A 17,689-nucleotide genomic window follows, 5' to 3' on the forward strand; every position below is an offset into this window, starting at 1 on the left:
CAGCTTGATCATCGCGCCCGCACCACCATCGGTAGCCGGTCCGGATGCAGGGTGGTGGCGGCTACCGGTACGACGCGATCGCCGGAGCCGATCAACCGCCACTTCGACAGCAGGCCGGCGGCGACGATCATCGCTTCTGAGAACGCGAAGTTGGCGCCGACACAGGTTCGGGCGCCTTCGCCGAAAGGCAGGTAGGCGTCGCGCGGGATTCCCGAGGCACGCTCGGCGGACCAGCGATCGGGGTCGAAGCGGTCGGGATCGGCAAACGACGCCGGGTCCCGATGCAACGCGTACGGGCTGTAGAAGACGTTCGCGCCGGCCGGCACCAGGTATCCCGCGATGACCAGGTCCTCCTGGGGAATCCGCGGGAACAACCAACCGGGTGGATACATCCGCAACGCCTCGTGGACGACCTGCCGTAGATACGTCATCTGCTGCACGTCCTGCACCCGCTCGAGCTCCGCCTCGAGCTTCCCCGCGACCTCCGGGTTCCGGTCCAGCAGGTGGAAGATCCAGCCGAACGCCGCCGCCGACGCCTCGGTGCCGACGAAGAACATCGTCATCACCTCGTCGTGGATCTGCGCATGCGTCAACGGCTCCTGCGTCTCTTCATCCCGCGCCGCCAGCAATGCCGCCAGCAGACCGGTCCCGTCCGACGTCTGCCGGCACTCCTCGATGATCTCGTCGACCAACGCGTGCAGCCGCCGGTTGGACTCCGCAAAGCGCCGGTTCTCCGGAGTCGGTACGGCGAAGATCAGGTCGGTCGGCGCATAAGCCCGCTTCGCGACTCCGCGGAACACGGTAGGCAGGTCCCGCGCGGCCCGAGCGGCTGCCGCAATTCCGCCACCACCCGGGAACAGGCTGCGTACGACGATCGCCGCGGCCATCTCGTGCAGGTCCTCATCCAGCCGGATCCGCTGACCATCGGTCCACGAGGCGGCCTTCTCCGCGGCCACGGTCGCCGCGACTTCGGCGTACCGCTTGGCTTGTTGCTGCCCGAAGAGCGGCGTGAGCAACCGGCGCCGACGCCGATGCGGCGTGCCGTAGATGCTGCCGATGCCGTCCCCGCCGAGGATCTTCAGCTTCTCGAACAGTACGCCGTTCGCCGTCACCTGGCTGTGGTTCACCAGCAGTTCGCGAACGCCGGCCGGAGACGTGACCAGGTACGCCGCTTTGGGGCCCAACCGCAGTTCGACCACGTCGCCGTACGTGCGTGCGCCGGCGATGAAGTCGAGCGGCGAGCGCTGCATCATCAGCCCGTGGCCGAGCAGTGGCACCGCGCCAGGCAGCCGCCGCGGTGTGCGGGCAGTCGGAGTCGAGGTCAGCATTCCGGCACCGGCCAGGCAGCGTAGTTCCGCAGGCCGTAGAGCAGCGGCCGCTTCTCGTCCGGGTGGTTGCCTACCTGGCTAACCTCGCCGAACACCACGGCGTGGTCGCCGATGAAGGCTGTCTGCCGAACGACGCAGTCACCGATGACATGCGCGTCGTCGACGAGATGCGGCCCGCCGTACGACGGGGTGTGTCGCCAGCGCACGAGGTCGAAGCGGTCCTCCCGGCCGGACGCGAACAGCTCGGCCTTGGAGCGCGAGCCGTCGTGCAGCAGGTTGACCGCGAACGAGCCGCGGGCGAGAACGGCCGCCAGCGTCGGACTCTCCCGGCGCAGGCAGACGATCAGCGTCGGCGGTGCGACCGAGACGCTGCAGACCGACGAGCAGGTCATGCCGATCGGCGCACCGCCCGGGCCGATGGCCGTCACGATCGAGACGCCGGTCGGGAAGTTCGCCATCAGCATCCGGAAATCTTCTGGTGGGACCGGCGGAGCAGCGGGCTCCCCGGACATCAGCTTCAACTGTGCAGACATTACGAACTCCCTAGGATCCAGCGGTCTAAGTGACCGGTGAGGGCGGTGAGCAGCGAGTCACGTTCGTCACGCAGAAAGAAGTGGCCGGAGCCGATCTCGACCTGGTCGAAGCCGGCTGCGGCGTACTGCCGCCACTCGGCCAGGTCCACCGCAGTCGCGTCGGGGTCTCCCGCGCCGCCGATCGCCAGCACCGGGCATCGCAACCGCTCGGGCAACACCGCCGGGTAGTCGCGGCGGATGCGCAGGGTGACGCGGAGATCTTCGGCGAGCCAGCGGGCGAATCGCTCGTCGGCAAGCAGTTCCGGGTCGGTGCCGTTCGCGCTGCGGGCCCAGGCCAGCAAGGTCTCGTCGTCATCATTGGTGACCGGCAGCCGGGTCGCTTGCAGATGCGGTACGACGGTCGACGCCACCGCCAACCCGGCAACCTCCAGCCGGCGCGCCACCTCATAGGCGATCAACGCACCGAAGCTGTGGCCGAACAAGACCACCGGCGGACCGTCCTGCTGAAGCTCCTCGGCCAGTGGATCGGCCAGCTCGGCCATGGTCTTCGCCGGCGCCTCCCGAATCCGCCGCTCGCGCCCCGGCAACTGCGCGGCCCACACCTCCACCCACTCCGGCAACCCGTGATGCCACGTGGCGAACTCGGTCGACCCCGTGCCCGCGCCGCCCAGACAGACCAGCCGAACCCGAGCATCGGTACGGCGAGCAATCCGCGGAAACCAGGCTGTCATGGCGCAGCTCGTAACTGCTCGACAACCTCAGCGAGCTCGGCCACCGTCGGGTGCTCGAACACATCCACCGGACTGAGCTGGACGTCGAATTCCGCCTCGGCCCGGCGAATCAGCCGCGCCACCAGGATCGACGTCAGACCGAGCAGGAACAGATCCTCGTCGTACTGGTCGATGCCGAGGGCAACCACCCCGAGCAGTTCGCCGACAGCAGCGGCCAGGGCGGTCTGGACCGCCGTACCGCCGGTTGGGCCGGTGCTCAACGGGGCCGGCTCCGGCAGGGCTTGCAGATCAACCTTGCCCCAGGCAGTCCGTGGCAGCTCATCGAGCACGAGATAGCGCGACGGCACGAGATAGACAGGCAGGCGCTCGGCAAGCCAATCGCGCAACTCAGCCGGAACCACCCGACCCTGCGGTACGACGTATGCGATCAGCCGCTCATCGCGAGCAATCACCGCGCAGTCGTGGACGGCCGGATGCGTGTGCAGCATCGCCCGCACCTCACCGGGCTCGACCCGGAAGCCGCCCAGTTGCACCTGCGCGTCTTGCCTGCCGACGAAATACAGCAGGTCGTCTTCTTCCAGGACTGCGAAGTCGCCGGTCCGATACATCCGGGCGCCATCCACCTCGACGAAGCGTTCGGCCGTGAGCTCGGGTCGGTTCAGATAGGCCGCCGCGACTCCCGCGCCACCGAGGAAGAGCTCACCCGGCACCCCTGTGGGCACCGGCTGACCATCCGCATCCAGCAACAGCACGCTGTTGTGCGCGATCGGCCGCCCGATCGACACCCGCCGTACGTCGGCTGGGACGATCGTGAACGTACTTGCGATCGTCGCCTCGCTGACGCCGTAGCTGTTGATCAGGCGCCGGCCGTCCGCCCAGCGCTGGGCCAGCTCGAGCGGCAGGTCCTCGCCTGCGCTGATCACGACCCGCAAAGCGGGCAGGAGCGCCGGATCGAGGTCGCCCAGGCGGGTCGGCGTACCGACCAGGACTGTGACTTCCTGGGTCCTGAGGAACTTGGTCAGGTCGGCAGCGCTCTGCCGTTCCTCGACACTCGGGATGTGCAGGCTGCCGCCGATCGCGAGCGCGGCCAGCAATTCGAACACCACGCCCTCGACATGGAACGGCGCCAGCATCGCGACCCGGTCGGTGTCGAGCAGACCGAACCCCTCGATCGCCATCTCCACAATGGGCGGCAGGGAGGCATGCCGGCACAGCACGCCCTTCGGCGTACCGGTCGAGCCTGACGTGTAGACGACGTAGGCGAGGTCGTCGACGCGGACCGGCGAGTGGTTGCGGAGGACAGTGAGAGCCGGTACGCCGTCCTCGACGCCGAGGCGGATTCGGACGCGCGCGTCTTTCAGCAGCTCCTGTCGCCGGAGCTCTGGTTGCATCTGATCGAAGAGCAGGAAGCCCGCCCCTGCCCGCCAGACGGCCAGGGCCAGGCAGACGCCCAGCGTCGACCGGGGCGCGTCGACCGCGACGATCTCACCGGGCTCGACGCCCGCATCGGCGAGTCGCCTGGCCACAGCGGTGGTCAGCTCGTCGACCTGCCGGTAGCTGAGGTCGCCGTCCGGGCCGCTGAGACACAGCTGGTCCGGGGTGCGCCAGATCCGGTCCTCGATGAGGGCCGGGATCGTCCCGGCATGTGTCCTGATCATGAGGTTCCTTTCGGCAGGCCGCCGAGCAGGTGGTGGACCGCCTGCCGGACGCGGTGGGTGATCGCAGTCAGAACGGTCGTCTCGACGTACAACTCGCCGCCGGCAAGCTCGCCGAGTACGTAGAGGCCAGGCGCAGCGGCGCAGGTCTCGACATCAAGCCGCAGTCCACCCAGCGGATGGGAAGTGACCAGGCCGGCAGCTGTCAGGCTGGTGAGGAGGTCCGCAGCCCGCCGGGGCAGATGCACGGGCTGCGGACGAACAGTGTTGACCACGTACGACGTCTCGAAGTCGCCTTGAGTCGTGGTCACGGTGTAACCGCTGTGGTGCGGGCGGATTGCGGTAAGCCCGCCCGAGATCCGCAGCAGGCCGGTGTCGAGGAGCGCGACCAGCCGTTCGGCCGTCGCTACCGGCATGGGCGCGCACAACGTGCTGACGAGCCCGTGCCAGCGCTGGAGGAAGACCGTGCGGGTGGTGTCGTCAAACAGTTGCCACGCCTGGCTTTCCAGCAGCAAGCCAGCGACAGTCAAGAAGGTCGGCAGGGCCGGATCGCCAGCCTGCACTTGCTGCAGCTGACGGCGCAACCGCTCTGCCGGTCGTTCGTCAGCGCGGAACTCACGCCACAGGTCTGCAAGCTGGATGCCTTGGGCAACAAATTCTTCGGCGAGGATCCGGTGCAGATCCAGCAGACGCAGGCTGCCCGCCAGCCCCTTGACGCGACCGCCATCGGCCCGCTGCAACACCACGGTCGACGCCGTGTCCCGCACCCCCGGTAGGTAGCCGCTGCGGGAGACGACCCGGATACGTCCCTTATGACCGCGCCGCTCCAGCTCCAGGACGGCGTCAACCGCGGACAGTCCGGCGCCGACCACGGTGACCGATGCCTCCGTGGGCAACGTCAGTTCGGAGAGCGGATACGGGTCCGGCACGAAGGCCGCCGTACCGGAGAGGTTGTAGACGTCGGCTGGGCCCGCGTTGCCGACGCAGAGGAATATCGCGTCGAATGCGAACCGGGCTCGCTCGGTGAACACGACGTACCCGTCTGCGTGCCGCTCGATGGCGACGACATCCTCGGAGATTGTCGTGGCTGCGGTCCGGCCCGCTGCCTTCTCGAAGACCTCGGTCAGATAATCGCCGTAGAGCTCGCGACTGACGAACTCCGGTTGCCCCTCGCCGAGCCAGTCGGCGAAGTGTCGCGGGTTTTCCGGGCGTAGCGACATCTTGGATGCGGGCAGGTTCACCAATGCCGCCGTACTGCCCGGACGGTAGGCCCGGCCGGGGCCGAAGCCTGGGCCACCATCGAAGACAGTGACGTCGACCCGGTCCGGGGTCAGCGTGTCGAGCACGCTGGTCCCGGCGGCGCCGGCGCCGATGATCCCGACCCGCACCCGGCTACTCATTTACCGTGGAAGTGGGTCAGGTATTCATACGTGGACGGCAGCGACTCGACCAACGCCTCCTGCTTGCGACGCAGCTCCGCGAACAGCGGCTCTGCTCCGGCGACCGACTCCGGCCGGTAAGCCAACGCGGGCATCGGACGGTCCGGCAACACGCCGAGCCCGGCCAGGACGCAGTAGTAGTTGTTGTTGGTCCAGAAGTTCCGGAACTCGGCCTCGAAGTTCTTGTAGTAGCCGCCCTCTTCCATGATCGGCATGTTCACGACCATGCCGGACTTGTACATCGCCACCTTCTCCTGGAAGCCCTCGGCCAGGTAGAGCTCCTTGTTGGCCTGCCAGAACGGGGTATCGGTGCGCGGCGAGTAGTAGAAGTGCGCCTGGATGAAGTCGCGGGTGTCGTCGAACATCGTCTCGATCTCGGCGTTGAACTGCTTGATCAGCACCGGGTCGAAGTCGAGGTTCGGGAAGTTCTTCGCCAGCTGGAACAGGGCGCCGGTGATGAAGTAGATGCCGGTCGACTCCAGCGGCTCGACGAAGCAGGAGGCGAGGCCGACGCTGACCACGTTCTTCACCCAGGCGCGTTCGTTGCGGCCGACGCGGAACCGGATCTTGTTGAAGTCGGTGTTCTTCGGGTCGAGTCCCCACATCTTGCTGAACTCCGCGGTCGCGTCGTCCTCACTGGCGAACTTCGAGGAGTACACGTAGCCGGTGCCGAAGCGCCCGAGCATCGGGATCTTCCAGGTCCAGCCCGCCGACATCGCGATCGCCGAGGTGAACGGCTCGACCCCGTTGGCTGCGTCGTCATGCGGAATCTGGGTGGCGACTGCGCTGTCGTTGAGCAGGTGGTCGCTCATGTCGATGAACGGCTCGGCCATCGCCTTGTTGATCAGCAGGCCGCGGAAGCCCGAGCAGTCGACGAACAGGTCGCCCTCGACGGTCCGGCCGTCCTTGGTCTTCAGGGCGGTGACGAAACCACGCTCGTCCTGAACAGCCTCGGTCATCTGGTCACTGATGTGTACGACGCCCTGCTTCTCGACGGCGAACTTGCAGAGGAACGCGGCGACCAGGTTGGCATCGAAATGCCAGGCATAGCTGGCGACCCGGGTTCCGTCGAGGCGTCGCGGCGACTTGTGCGCGTCCATGGCCGGCGTGACCGGGTAGCAGGCAAAGGCGAAGTCGCGGTCGGTGCGGCCGTTGACGTGGTCGTTGTACCAGTAGTGCGACAGCGGTATGCCGTCATGGTTCGGGAGCTGCCCGAACGCGTGGTAAAAGTAGTCCGGCTTGCCGTCGGCGCGCAGCCGCGGAGTGGATTCGCCGGCACCCGGGGTGCTCCAGTTGACGAACTTGATCGACTCCTTGAAGCTCGCGTTGCACTCGCGCATCCACTCCTCCTCGGGGATGCCGAGGAAGTCGAAGAAGGCCGACTGCAGGTTCGGAATGGTCGCTTCACCGACCCCGATCCGCGGTACGGCGGGCGCCTCCAGCACCGTGATCGTCGTGGTGCCCTGCAGCGCCTTGCCCAGGTAGGCGGCTGTCATCCAGCCCGCTGTTCCGCCGCCGAGAATGACGACGTTCTTGATCCGGTTGTCAGTGGTTTCCACGATTGCAATCCTCCGAGGTCTGGACGTGCTCGGGCAGTTCGATCAGTTGACTGGTGAGTGCGGGGAGATTCACATCGGTGTTGAGAGTCGGCGTACCGTGACCGGAAACCGGGCAGACGGCAGCGAACTGGTCGAACATCACGGCAGCTTCCAGCTCGGCCATCGCGGCGCCCGCACAGCGGTGCCGGCCGTGACCGAAAGCCAAGTGCCGTAACGGTTTTCCGGGTTCGGCCGGAGGTAGCGACCAGTTCGCCGAAGCCAGCAGGACGACGACCGCGTCGCCGGGCTCGAGCAGGCATCCACCGAGTTCGACCTGCTCGGTGACGACCCGGCCGACGAAACGCGATGGGGTCACGTGAGCCATTGCCTCGGGCACCGAACGAAGCCCGTTCTCGAACGAGTCCTGCAAGGACAACGTGAGAAAGCCCGGCAGCGTCTGGTGGCCAGAAGCGATCAGCATGACGAGGTTGGCCGCGATGTCCTCATCGCCGAAACCGCCTGCTGCGTCCGCAGCGACCACGAAGTCGCTCGTGCCGTCATCACGTGGATTGGCGCGGCGGTCGGCGATCAGGTCGAGCGCATAGTCGTGCAGGCGGCGGGCCTTGCGGTGGACGTCTTCGTCCAGCGTCGGGTTCAGACCGCCGACGATCTCAGTCATTGCGTCGGAACCGGCGAGCACCATCGGGAGATCGCCGGCCGGAATGCCGAGCAGTTTCGCCAGCACCTGCAGGGGAAAGTCTCTCGCTACAGTTCCGGCGAAGTCCATCGGTCCGGAGCCGGCGGGAAGCAGTTCAGCGGCGAGCTCGCGCATCCACGGCTCGAGGGCCTTAACTCTGCGCGGTGACAGCACAGCTTGTACGACGCGCTTCAGGCGCAGGTGCTCCTCGCCGTCCTTCAGCAGCAGCATCCGGGCCGCGACCGCGTTCAGGTCGACTTCACCGTCGGCGGGAGATTCGCCTTGGGTATAGGCCGAGCGGTACGACGAGAACCGGTCGTCAGCGAGTGCGGTCGTCACTTCGGCGACACCGCAGATCAGCCAGGCGGCGACGTACGGGTCCCAGTGCACCGGGCCGCGGTCGGCGAGCGCCTGGAAGAGCTCCCGGGCACGGCCGGCGCCGTTCCCGGTGGTGAGTGAGTAGATGCTGAGTTCGCGGGGGCAGGCAGCGGACCGTTTGTCCCGCGGCGCACGTGTCTCGAGAGAAGTCATAACGGCCTCATTCGAAGGCAATTCTGGGGCGGCGATTCTGGGGGGCGGCTTTTCCGCACTGTGGAATTCCACGATGCGAAAAGAAGGTGTTGCAATGAATCGATCCTTGCCGATTCGCTCGCCCGCCGGTATCGACCAAGCGGCTACGCCGTTACGAAACCTGCCGCACGGAGGTGTACCAAACCGCTATCTGGGTCCGGGATCGCAGCTCGAGCTTGTTCCGGATGCCGGCCAGGTGGGTCTTCACCGTGCTGGCGGAGATCCGCAGGCGGCTGGCGATCTGCGGGTTCGTCATCCCGGCCGCGACCAGCGCGACGATCTGCAGTTCGCGATCGGTCAGCGGGTTGCCGAGGAGTTCGGGAACATCCGTCGAGACCTCGGCCTCGTGATGCCGGCGCAGTGCGTAGGCGACCAGGTGGTCGAGCTTCAGGTCCGTGCCGTAGGCGACCGCGGATTCGGTTCGAGTCCGACCGAGAGCGGCCGCGACCAGCCCGGCGGCGGTATCGAGCCGGCGCTGCCAAGCCGGTTCTGGATCCAGGCCGAGCCGCTCACGGGTTGCTGCGGCCCCGGCGAACAGGATGGACGCGCGATAGCTGTCGCCCTGCCGACCGGCCACCAGTGCCATCGCCTCGATCGAGTAGGTCGCGTAGTAGCTGTGCGCCGCAGTGGCTTTCAGCGAGGCAGCGAACGTCCGGTCGGCGGCGGCAACGTCGTCCGCCGCCAACTGGAGCAGGCCGGACGTGTGCATCAACGCACCTCGCATCCGCAACGACAGGACGACCGAATCGTCCGCGGCGGCCTGCGCCATGATCACCTCGGCCTCATCCACATCGCCTGCCAGCACTAACGCCCAGGACAGGTTCCGCAGACACATCGGTCGGTAGTCAGCATCGGCGTACCGGACGCAGCCTCGGTATGCCTCGACGGCCTGCGCGAACTCGTCGCGGAAGAGGTGGATTCGCCCGAGCACGTCCAGCGCTCGCGTGAGCTGCGCCGGTACGTCGCGTCGTGCGGCGAGCCCGACGGCTTCGATCGCCAACTGGAACGCCGCGGCGTAATCGCGGTTGAGCGCAGTGAGCCAAGCGAGCGTCGACAACAGATCGCAGTGATGCGCCGTACGGCGGTCTGGGTCGAGCGCGATCGCCCGCCGGAGCAGGTCGCTGCCGGCCGAGGTCTGCTGCAGGTGCCAGGACATCCGCGCGAGTGCGACCGCCAGCACGGTGTGCCGCTCGTCGGCGCCATCCGCGGTGTGCTCGGCCGCGGCGACCAGGTTGTCGCGCTCCTGCACGATCTCCTCGGAACCCGAACCGCCGAAGAAGAGACTGCTGACCGTCGGTGCAGCGACCCGCGCCAAGCGGTCGGCGAGGCGGTCCCGGGTATCCATCAGTTCGCCGTCGGCGGTCAGCCGCTCCAGGCCGTAGTTCCTGACGGTGTTGAGCAACCGGAACCGCGGTCGGTCCTGCTCGGCCGGGATGACGCGCTGGACCAGCGACTTCGCCTCAAGAGACCACAGCACCCGCTGAGTCGCCACGACCGGACCGACAACATCCGCAGCAGCCTGTACGTCGAACTCGCTCTCCAGCACGCAGATCCGGCGGAAGACCAGCCGCTCGTTGTCGCTCAGCAGGCGGTAGCTCCAGGCGATCGCGGCCCGCAGCTCGCGGTGCCGCAGCGGACCGGTCCGGATGCCGTCGGTGAGGAGGCCGAGCTGGTCGGTGAGACCGGCCAGCACTTCGTCCAGCGGGACTGAGCTGACCCGGCGCGCGGCCAGCTCGATCGCCAGCGGCAGGCCGTCGACACGACAGCAGATCTGTGCGATCAGAGGTGCGTTCCGCTCGGTGACCACGAACTCGGGATCACTCGCCACGGCCCGATCGACGAACAGCCGGGCCGCATCGGTCGCGAGCACCTTGTCCTTGGCGACCGACTGTCCTTCCTTGGGCAGCGGCAGGACGCCGAGGCGGACGACCATCTCGCCGCGGGCGCGCAGCGGCTCGCGACTGGTGGTGAGGACGCGCAGGCGCGGACAGCGGTTGAGGAGGCGTTCGATCAGCTCGGCGCAGGCCTCTGGGAGGTGCTCACAGTTGTCGAGGACGAGCAGGCTCCGGTTCACCGAGAGCTGCTCGACGACCGCCTCCAGCGTGGTCTGCCGACGTCCGTCGACGCCGAGCGTCGCGGCTACCGCGGCCAGCACCTGGGCCGGTTGGCTGACCGAATCCAGCGCCACGATGTACCGCGGTACGGCGCCGAGCGAGGCGACGAACTCCCGCGCCGTACGGGTCTTGCCGACGCCCGCGGGGCCGGTCAGGGTCACCAGTCTGCTCGCTCGCAGCTGCTGGCCGAGCAGGTTCAGCTCGCGGCGGCGACCGACGAAACGATCGCCTGGCTGCCCATCCCAGCGGCTAGCCCCGGATCCGGAACCGGTCCGATGCCGGAAGGCGCGCTGGCGACAGGCGTTGGAGCAGTACTGCGCCGGGCGGCCTGCCCGCGGCCCGTTCTGACGGGCAACAGGCAGCGGGCCACCACACATCTGGCACGTCTGGTCGCTCTCCGCTTCTGGGCCCACTCGACCAGTGTCACTCGCTCTCCAGGCGGCGGCGAGCCGGAACGGGCAGTCCTGACCGAATTACACATGGCGTCACTCGCCCGGAATTGAAACGTCATACGGTTTTCACCGGATCCGCTGGACAGCCGATCAGCGACCGGATGGGGGAATTACGTAACGCGATACTTTTCTCCGTCAACCATGTGCCTGCTTAGGCTGCTGAACGCCCGTACTTAGCGGACCACCCGATCCCGTCCAGGGAATTTCCCAGAAATTTCCGAGTTTGTCACCCAAGGATGGTTGAGGCACGTGACGACGCATCAGGCCTACTTTCTCCTCGTCGATCTGGCGCTGATCCTGCTGGCCACGCGGCTGGCCGGAAGCTTGGCCGAGCGCCTCCGGCAGCCCCGCGTCATCGGTGAGATGGCGGCCGGCATCCTGCTCGGCCCGACGCTGTTCCACGGTGGGCTGTCGAAGGCGCTCTTCCCGGCCGACACCCGGCCGCTGCTGTCCGCGCTGGCCAACCTCGGCGTCGCGGTGTTCATGTTCCTGGTCGGCCTCGAACTCGACCACCGCAAGGTCCGCGGCAACTCGACCGCCGCGCTGACCACCTCGATCGGCGCGATCGTGCTGCCGTTCGGGATCGGCTTCGGGATCGCGTTCGTCCTGCGGGAGCCGGACAGCTCGATGCCCGGTTTCGCCCTCTACATCGGTACGGCGCTGTCGATCACCGCGTTCCCGGTCCTGGCCAGGATTCTGCGCGACCGCAACCTGCATCGCACTGAGATCGGTGGACTCGCGCTGACCTGTGCGGCACTGGCTGACCTCGCCGCGTGGACGATTCTCGCCGGCGTGATCGCCACGCTTGGCGCGTCGCAACACCAGTGGCGACTGATCCTGGTCGTGCCCTACCTGCTCGTCATGCTGTTCGTGGTCCGGCCGCTGCTGCGTCGGCTGGCTCTCCGAGAGCCGAGCCTGACCGGCATCGTGACCGTGATCGCCGGCCTGCTGCTCTCCGCCGCGTGCACAGAGTGGCTCGGGCTGCACTTCATCTTCGGTGCGTTCTTCTTCGGCGTCCTGATGCCGCGGGCCGGCGCGGAGCGGCTCACCCACGTCATCCACGAGCGCGTCGACACCTTCAGCACCACGCTGCTGCTGCCGATCTTCTTCGTGATGGCAGGTCTCCAGGTCAACCTCTCCGGCCTGACCGCCGCCGGCCTCGGCGAACTCGCACTGATCCTGGCTGCCGCCATCGTCGGCAAACTGGGTGGCGCCTATCTCGGCGCCCGACTCGGCCGAAAGCCACACCGCGAGGCCGCCGTACTGGCCAGCTTGATGAACACCCGGGGCCTGACCGAACTCATCGTGCTCAGTCTTGGCCTGCAGCTCGGGATCATCGACGGCTATCTCTACTCGTTGCTGGTCGTGATGGCACTCGTCACCACCGCCATGACCGGGCCGCTGCTGACACTGCTGCTAGGCACCACGGGACTCGGCGACGCGACGAAGCCAGTACCGGAACCAGGCCGGGCCGTAGGGCACGTAGACGCGGGTAGCGATCTCACGCTCGTGCAGTTGGGCGAGCACCTCGGGCCGAATCCCGAGCAACTGTTCGACGGGGACGTTGCCCAGGGCAAGCAGAACGGCCTCCCGCAAGCGCCCGTCGTGCGTCGCGAGTGACCAGTCGGCACCCCGCTCGGCGAGCTGATGGGCCAGTCGCAAATACGCGACGTCCGTCGCTTCGCCGTACGGGTGGGCTCCGGCCGGCTCGACATACGCACCCTTCACCAACCGGACCTGTACGCCGGCCTCGGCCAGTGCGTCGATGTCATCGGGCGACCGTTTCAGGTTGGCCTGGACGGTCGCGCCGAGCTGGTCACCCAGTCCGCGACCGGCAACCGTGAGAACGCAATCGCGGATCCTGTCCGTGCGGCCGATGTCCTCGGCGCCGATCTGCAGCCTGCGACCGGCGGGCAGCGCCTCGGCAATCCGCACCACCCGATCGGCCGCTCCCGCCGGGTCCACGTCGACCGCAAGATGCGAAAGGTCGAGCGACAACCAGGCCGTCGTCAGCTTGGCCAGCTCCAGGTATTCGTCCACGACCCGATCCGCGTCCGCCGCGTCGATCGACAGCTCACCGAACAGGTCGATACTCACGCCATGACCGAGAGCTTGCTGCGCCTCGGCCACCTGCAACGCCTCGTCTCGCGTCCGACCGGCGACGTACCGTGAGGCTGCTCGCCAGGCTTGCTCCTCGCCGCCTGGCAGTTCCTTGACTATCTGCTCCAGTCGCTCATTCGTCGCCAGCTTGAACAGCACCGCTCGGTCCCATCGCATGTTCCCGAGTCTGCCAGCACCTACAGACATTTCCGGGCGTCGCGTCTCATTCTCTAGCCGTTCGGTCCAGATTGACCGCCCGTCCGGCTAGCCTCGCAGGATGCCAGCCGAACTCTCCGAAGCCGCCCGCAGCCTCCTCGACGACACCAATGTCGGAGTGCTCACGACCCTCACCGCCTCCGGTGCGCCGTTGAACACGGTCGTCTGGGTCGGCCGCGAGGACAACGACGTCGTGATCTCCTCCGACGCCGTCCGCCTCAAGACCCGCAACCTGCTCGCCGATCCCCGCACCAGCATCTTGGTCGTCGACAAGGCCGACGCAGGCCGCTGGGTCGAGGTCCGCGGCAAGGCCGCCATCACTCCCGACACGGACCGCCAACTGGCCCAAACCCTCGCCATCAAGTACGACGGTCCGGCGGCCGCTGAGGAGTACGTCGCCCTACCGCCCGAGATCGAGCGAGTCGTCATCCGCATCACGCCGGAGCGGATCCAGGATCACACCTGAGGTAGCACGAGCGTGAAGCGCGCTCCGCCGCTGGGTGCCTCGGCTGCGGTCAGGGTGCCGTGGTGACGGAGCGCGATCTCCCGGGCGATCGCGAGGCCGAGCCCCGCACCACCCGCATCACGGCTGCGGGCTTCGTCCAGGCGGGTGAACCGCTCGAAGACTCGCTCCCGCTCGGGTTCCGGGATCCCAGCGCCGTCGTCGTCGACCTGCAGTACGACGTTGCCGTGTAACTGTTCGATGCTGACGGCAACCATGGTGCGGGTGTGCCGGATCGCGTTGTCCACCAGATTGCGGACGAGCCGATCCAGCTGCCCGGCATCACCGGTCACAAGGACAGAGTCCGCTGCCTCGAAGCTGAGGGTGGGCCCCTCGTCCACGCGCGCTGCGAGTTGCCGCCGTACCAGCTCGGCCAGGTCCACGGACTGCGTGTTCGTGCGGGGCTCAGCGTCGAGCTTGGCGACCAGCAACAAGTCGTCGGCCAGTTTCTGCAGACGCTTGGTCTCTTCGATGGCCGTGCCACTCACCTGGGGCCAGTCGGCCCGCTCCGGATGCTCGTTGGCGACCTCGAGAATCGCGCGCAGACTGGCGATCGGACTGCGGAGCTCATGAGCCGCGTCGGCGACAAAGCCGCGCTGCTGCTCGGCGGCAGTTTCCAGTCGCGCCAGCGTCTCGTTCAACGTGGTCGCCAACCGCGCCACCACATCACCGGTCGGCGGCACCGGGACCCGCTCGTGCAGGTTGCGTTGACTGATCGCCGCCGCCTGCGCCCGCATCCGCTCCACCGGCCGCAGCGCAGTCCGCGTCCCGACGTACGCGCCCAGCATGATCAGCACAACAGCCACCGGCAGCGCCGACTGCAGCACTTGGTCCACCTCGGCGACTGCGTCCTCGGCCTCGAACGGCACAATGAAGACGGTCACCGCCAGGGTTCCACGGAGGCGCCCTTTGACAGCACTCTGGTCGACCCGCGACGCCTGCTGGATCGGCAGTACCCTGCGATAGATCTTGACCTGGCGACCGGACAGTCTGCTCTCGGTCTGACATTCCGAAGTCGGCTGTCCCAGCGCCGGATCGCAGGCCTTCTGCAGCGCCTCCGGGTCGGGCGCGCCGAAAGTCAGGGAGCCACTCTGACTCGACTGCCCCTCGACATCCCCGGCACAGCCTGCAGCGGGCGGCCTTTCTGAAACGCTCGCACCTCAGTGGAGACGTCCAGCCTCCGTCCATAGCTGTCGACCACCTCGTACAGCTCTTCGGTGCGGGGGAAGGAAAGCAGCGGCGGCTTGTCGGGCGCGGCGGACACGATCCAGATATTGGAGATGATCAGCTCGCCCGCTGCTCGCGCTCGCTCTTGCAGGACGTCGTAGCGCGAGCTGTAGACCTCGTGACGGATCCAGAACGCGAAACCCTCCGCGAGGAGGGTCGCGACCAGTCCGGCGACGATGGCCACCCGGGCCGCGGTCGAGATCCTAAACACTCGCACTGCCCGTCAGCCGGTAGCCCATGCCGCGGACGGTCTCGAGGGTCTTGCGACCGAAGGGCTGATCGATCTTGCGGCGTAAGGCGCTGATGTGGACCTCGACCACGTTCACGTCGCCGTCGTAGTTCGCGTCCCACACCTGCTCGAGGATCTCGCGTTTCGTCACGACCACGTCGCGACGCCGGACCAGGCATTCCAGGATGCCGAACTCGCGCGCGGTCAGCTCGATCGCGGTCTCTCCCCGCCGGCAACTGCGGGCAGCCGGATCGATCACCAGGTCGCCGACCTCGAGCTCGGCCCGGACCGAACCGCTGCGCCGTAACAGCGCCCGGATCCGCGCGACCAGAACGACGTACGAGAAAGGCTTGGTCAGGTAGTCGTCGGCACCGGTGTCCAGCCCTTCGGCCTGGTCGTACTCGCCGTCCTTGGCGGTCAGCATCATGATCGGAGTCGTGATGCCGGTACGGCGCAGGCTCGCGCAAACGCGGAATCCGTTCAGCCCGGGCAGCATCACGTCGAGGATGATCGCCGCGTACTCGTTCTCCTCGGCGGCCCAGAGCGCGTCCGGACCTGTGTGCACGACATCCACGGTGAAGCCGTGGGACTCCAGTCCCCACTTCACCGCCGCTGCGAGTCGTTGCTCGTCTTCCACCACCAGTAGCCGCACGAGTCCAGGTTCGCACCTTCCCAGGCTCCTGCTGAAGAAATCTTCAGCTTGCTTCAGGTTGCCTTGGGCAACACTTTCCCATACTCCGGGACATGATGCTGCTCCGAGCCGACCGCTTCGCCCGTGTCGCCGTCCCGATCGTGGGACGACGCGCGCAGCCGTGGCCGGCCGCGGTACTGGCCAGTGGGTTCGCGGCCTTCTACACCTGGTTCGTGCTGCTGCAGCACTGGTCCTACCGGACCGGCGCCTTCGATCTCGGCATCTTCGACCAGGCGGTGCACAGCTACGCGCACGGCCACCTTCCGGTCTCGACGATCCGGGATCCCAACATGATCCTGCTCGGCGATCACTTTCACCCGATCCTGGCCGTGCTGGCGCCGTTCCATCGCATCTTCCCGATGGCCGAGACGCTGCTGGTCGCCCAGGCGCTGCTCTTCGCCGCCTCGGTCTACCCGATCACACGACTCGCCTGTACGACGCTCGGCGCCAAGATCGGCGTGGTGATCGGGATCTGTTACGGCTTCTCCTGGGGACTGCTCCACGGGCTCGTGTTCGACTTCCACGAGATCGCGTTCGCCATGCCGCTGCTGGCCTTCGCAATGGTTGAGTTTCTGCACGGTCGCGCGGGGCGGGCGGTTGCGATTGCGGCGCCGTTGGTGCTGGTCAAGGAGGACCTCGGGCTGACGCTCGCCGTACTGGGGTTTCTGATCGCACTGCGTCCGGAGACCCGGCGGCTCGGGGTTTTCACTGCGATTGGCGGGACGGCGGCGTCCCTGCTCAGTGTGTTGGTGATCGTTCCGGCGTTCAGTCCCTACAACAACTATCGCTACTTCGGGAAGGGCGGGCTCGAGGGAGCGGCGCCTGGGTTGAACGGTGCGCTGTTCTCGACGGACAAGCTGTGGCTGGTCGGAATGATCTTGCTGCCAACGCTTTTCGTGGCCTTGCGGTCGCCGCTGATACTGCTGCTGCTGCCGACGCTGGGCTGGCGATTGGGTGGCACGAACGTGCTCTACTGGCTTCCGAACTACCACTATGACGCCGTGCTGATGCCGATCGTGTTCTGCGCAATGATCCACGGGCTTGTTCTGCTTCGGCCTTATTGGGTGGGGCGCCGGCGTCGTTTGTTACTGCCGCTCTTCGCTGCCGGGCTCTCGGTCGTCTGTTTCACCTATTTCATGCAGTCCTCGATTCCCAACGGGCCGGGGAAGCCGGCGGAGTTCGCGGCGGCTGCGAACCGGCTGGTGGATCGCATCCCGCGCAACGTGACCGTCAGCACGACCGGCACCATCGCTCCGCATCTGACGTCGAAGGCCGATGTCTACCAGTTGCACGACAACCAGCCGACGGAATGGACACTGGCGCCGTACGACGATCCTGAGCTCAAGCACCGCCCGACCGACCTGGTCATCCGTGATGGCGACCTGGTGCTCATGCATCACCCGGGGCCGACCTTGCCGCCCCTGCGGGAGCGCTGAGTTGGTGGTCGTTGCGTGGGTGGGCAACTACGTTCGGTGCGACTAGGGTCGCGGTAGCTACCTGCCGGACCGCCCCCTGGAGGAACGCACATGCGCCGTCGTACCGTGCTGGGCTCGATCGTCGCTGCGCCGCTGAGCGCCGCCGTACTGGGACAGACCTCACCCGCGGCGGCCGCAGCCGCGACGATCGACCCGCGCGTCGACTGGGGCGCGTGGGAGGGGTTGTCTCTT

General features: G+C 67.2%; 14 protein-coding genes and 1 pseudogene. 3 read left to right on the forward strand and 12 right to left on the reverse strand.

Annotation, left to right across the window (positions count from 1 at the left end; genetic code table 11):
* Positions 1–8: 8 nt before the first annotated feature.
* From E1263_RS15880 to E1263_RS15915, 8 genes are all read right to left on the reverse strand, one after another.
* The gene (locus E1263_RS15880; protein WP_132168079.1) at positions 9–1,328 is read right to left on the reverse strand and encodes a cytochrome P450; all 1,320 of its coding nucleotides are present in this window, start codon (positions 1,326–1,328) and stop codon (positions 9–11) included.
* Positions 1,322–1,861, reverse strand: a complete 540-nt coding sequence (locus E1263_RS15885) for a flavin reductase family protein (protein WP_202868903.1) — start codon at positions 1,859–1,861, stop codon at positions 1,322–1,324. The genes E1263_RS15880 and E1263_RS15885 overlap by 7 nt, the downstream gene beginning before the upstream one ends.
* A complete protein-coding gene (locus E1263_RS15890; protein WP_132168080.1) occupies positions 1,861–2,592 on the reverse strand; it encodes a thioesterase II family protein in 732 nt (243 codons plus the stop codon). Before E1263_RS15890 ends, E1263_RS15885 begins: the two co-directional genes overlap by 1 nt.
* Positions 2,589–4,250, reverse strand: a complete 1,662-nt coding sequence (locus E1263_RS15895; RefSeq protein WP_132168081.1) for a non-ribosomal peptide synthetase — start codon at positions 4,248–4,250, stop codon at positions 2,589–2,591. The genes E1263_RS15890 and E1263_RS15895 overlap by 4 nt, the downstream gene beginning before the upstream one ends.
* The gene (locus E1263_RS15900; protein ID WP_132168082.1) at positions 4,247–5,647 is read right to left on the reverse strand and encodes an FAD/NAD(P)-binding protein; all 1,401 of its coding nucleotides are present in this window, start codon (positions 5,645–5,647) and stop codon (positions 4,247–4,249) included. The genes E1263_RS15895 and E1263_RS15900 overlap by 4 nt, the downstream gene beginning before the upstream one ends.
* On the reverse strand, positions 5,644–7,245 hold the full coding sequence (locus E1263_RS15905; protein WP_132168083.1) for a tryptophan halogenase family protein: 1,602 nt from the start codon (positions 7,243–7,245) through the stop codon (positions 5,644–5,646). The genes E1263_RS15900 and E1263_RS15905 overlap by 4 nt, the downstream gene beginning before the upstream one ends.
* Positions 7,232–8,452, reverse strand: a complete 1,221-nt coding sequence (locus E1263_RS15910) for a cytochrome P450 (protein ID WP_132168084.1) — start codon at positions 8,450–8,452, stop codon at positions 7,232–7,234. The genes E1263_RS15905 and E1263_RS15910 overlap by 14 nt, the downstream gene beginning before the upstream one ends.
* A 151-nt stretch (positions 8,453–8,603) precedes the next feature.
* The gene (locus E1263_RS15915; RefSeq protein ID WP_132168085.1) at positions 8,604–11,018 is read right to left on the reverse strand and encodes an ATP-binding protein; all 2,415 of its coding nucleotides are present in this window, start codon (positions 11,016–11,018) and stop codon (positions 8,604–8,606) included.
* A gap of 288 nt (positions 11,019–11,306) precedes the next feature.
* On the opposite strand from E1263_RS15915, the pseudogene E1263_RS43660 reads away from it, so the two are divergent.
* Positions 11,307–12,461: pseudogene (locus E1263_RS43660) on the forward strand (cation:proton antiporter domain-containing protein); the annotation flags it as partial.
* Between the two features lie 12 nt (positions 12,462–12,473).
* On the opposite strand, the gene E1263_RS15925 reads toward E1263_RS43660, so the two are convergent.
* Positions 12,474–13,334: a proline dehydrogenase family protein gene (locus E1263_RS15925; RefSeq protein ID WP_132168087.1), complete on the reverse strand. Its 861-nt coding sequence runs from the start codon at positions 13,332–13,334 to the stop codon at positions 12,474–12,476.
* Between the two features lie 100 nt (positions 13,335–13,434).
* Between E1263_RS15925 and E1263_RS15930 the strand changes: the two genes are divergently transcribed.
* Complete coding sequence (locus E1263_RS15930; RefSeq protein WP_132168088.1) at positions 13,435–13,839, forward strand: PPOX class F420-dependent oxidoreductase; 405 nt, start codon at positions 13,435–13,437, stop codon at positions 13,837–13,839.
* Here E1263_RS15930 and E1263_RS15935 read toward each other — a convergent pair.
* The 3 genes from E1263_RS15935 to E1263_RS15945 all read right to left on the reverse strand — a co-directional run bounded on the left by E1263_RS15935 (position 13,830) and on the right by E1263_RS15945 (position 15,983).
* Positions 13,830–14,759 carry a sensor histidine kinase gene (locus tag E1263_RS15935; RefSeq protein WP_202868904.1) on the reverse strand — a complete coding sequence of 310 codons (930 nt, stop codon included), beginning with the start codon at positions 14,757–14,759 and terminating at the stop codon, positions 13,830–13,832. The genes E1263_RS15930 and E1263_RS15935 overlap by 10 nt on opposite strands.
* A 194-nt stretch (positions 14,760–14,953) precedes the next feature.
* The gene (locus E1263_RS15940) at positions 14,954–15,319 is read right to left on the reverse strand and encodes a hypothetical protein (RefSeq protein ID WP_132168089.1); all 366 of its coding nucleotides are present in this window, start codon (positions 15,317–15,319) and stop codon (positions 14,954–14,956) included.
* Entirely contained in the window at positions 15,306–15,983 is a 678-nt protein-coding gene (locus E1263_RS15945) for a response regulator transcription factor (protein WP_132168090.1), read from the reverse strand. Before E1263_RS15945 ends, E1263_RS15940 begins: the two co-directional genes overlap by 14 nt.
* A gap of 92 nt (positions 15,984–16,075) precedes the next feature.
* On the opposite strand from E1263_RS15945, the gene E1263_RS15950 reads away from it, so the two are divergent.
* Positions 16,076–17,458, forward strand: a complete 1,383-nt coding sequence (locus tag E1263_RS15950) for a DUF2079 domain-containing protein (protein WP_132168091.1) — start codon at positions 16,076–16,078, stop codon at positions 17,456–17,458.
* The last annotated feature ends 231 nt before the right edge of the window (positions 17,459–17,689 follow it).

Origin of the sequence: Kribbella antibiotica (assembly GCF_004349055.1) — a bacterium.
Taxonomy (GTDB): Bacteria; Actinomycetota; Actinomycetes; order Propionibacteriales; family Kribbellaceae; genus Kribbella; species Kribbella antibiotica.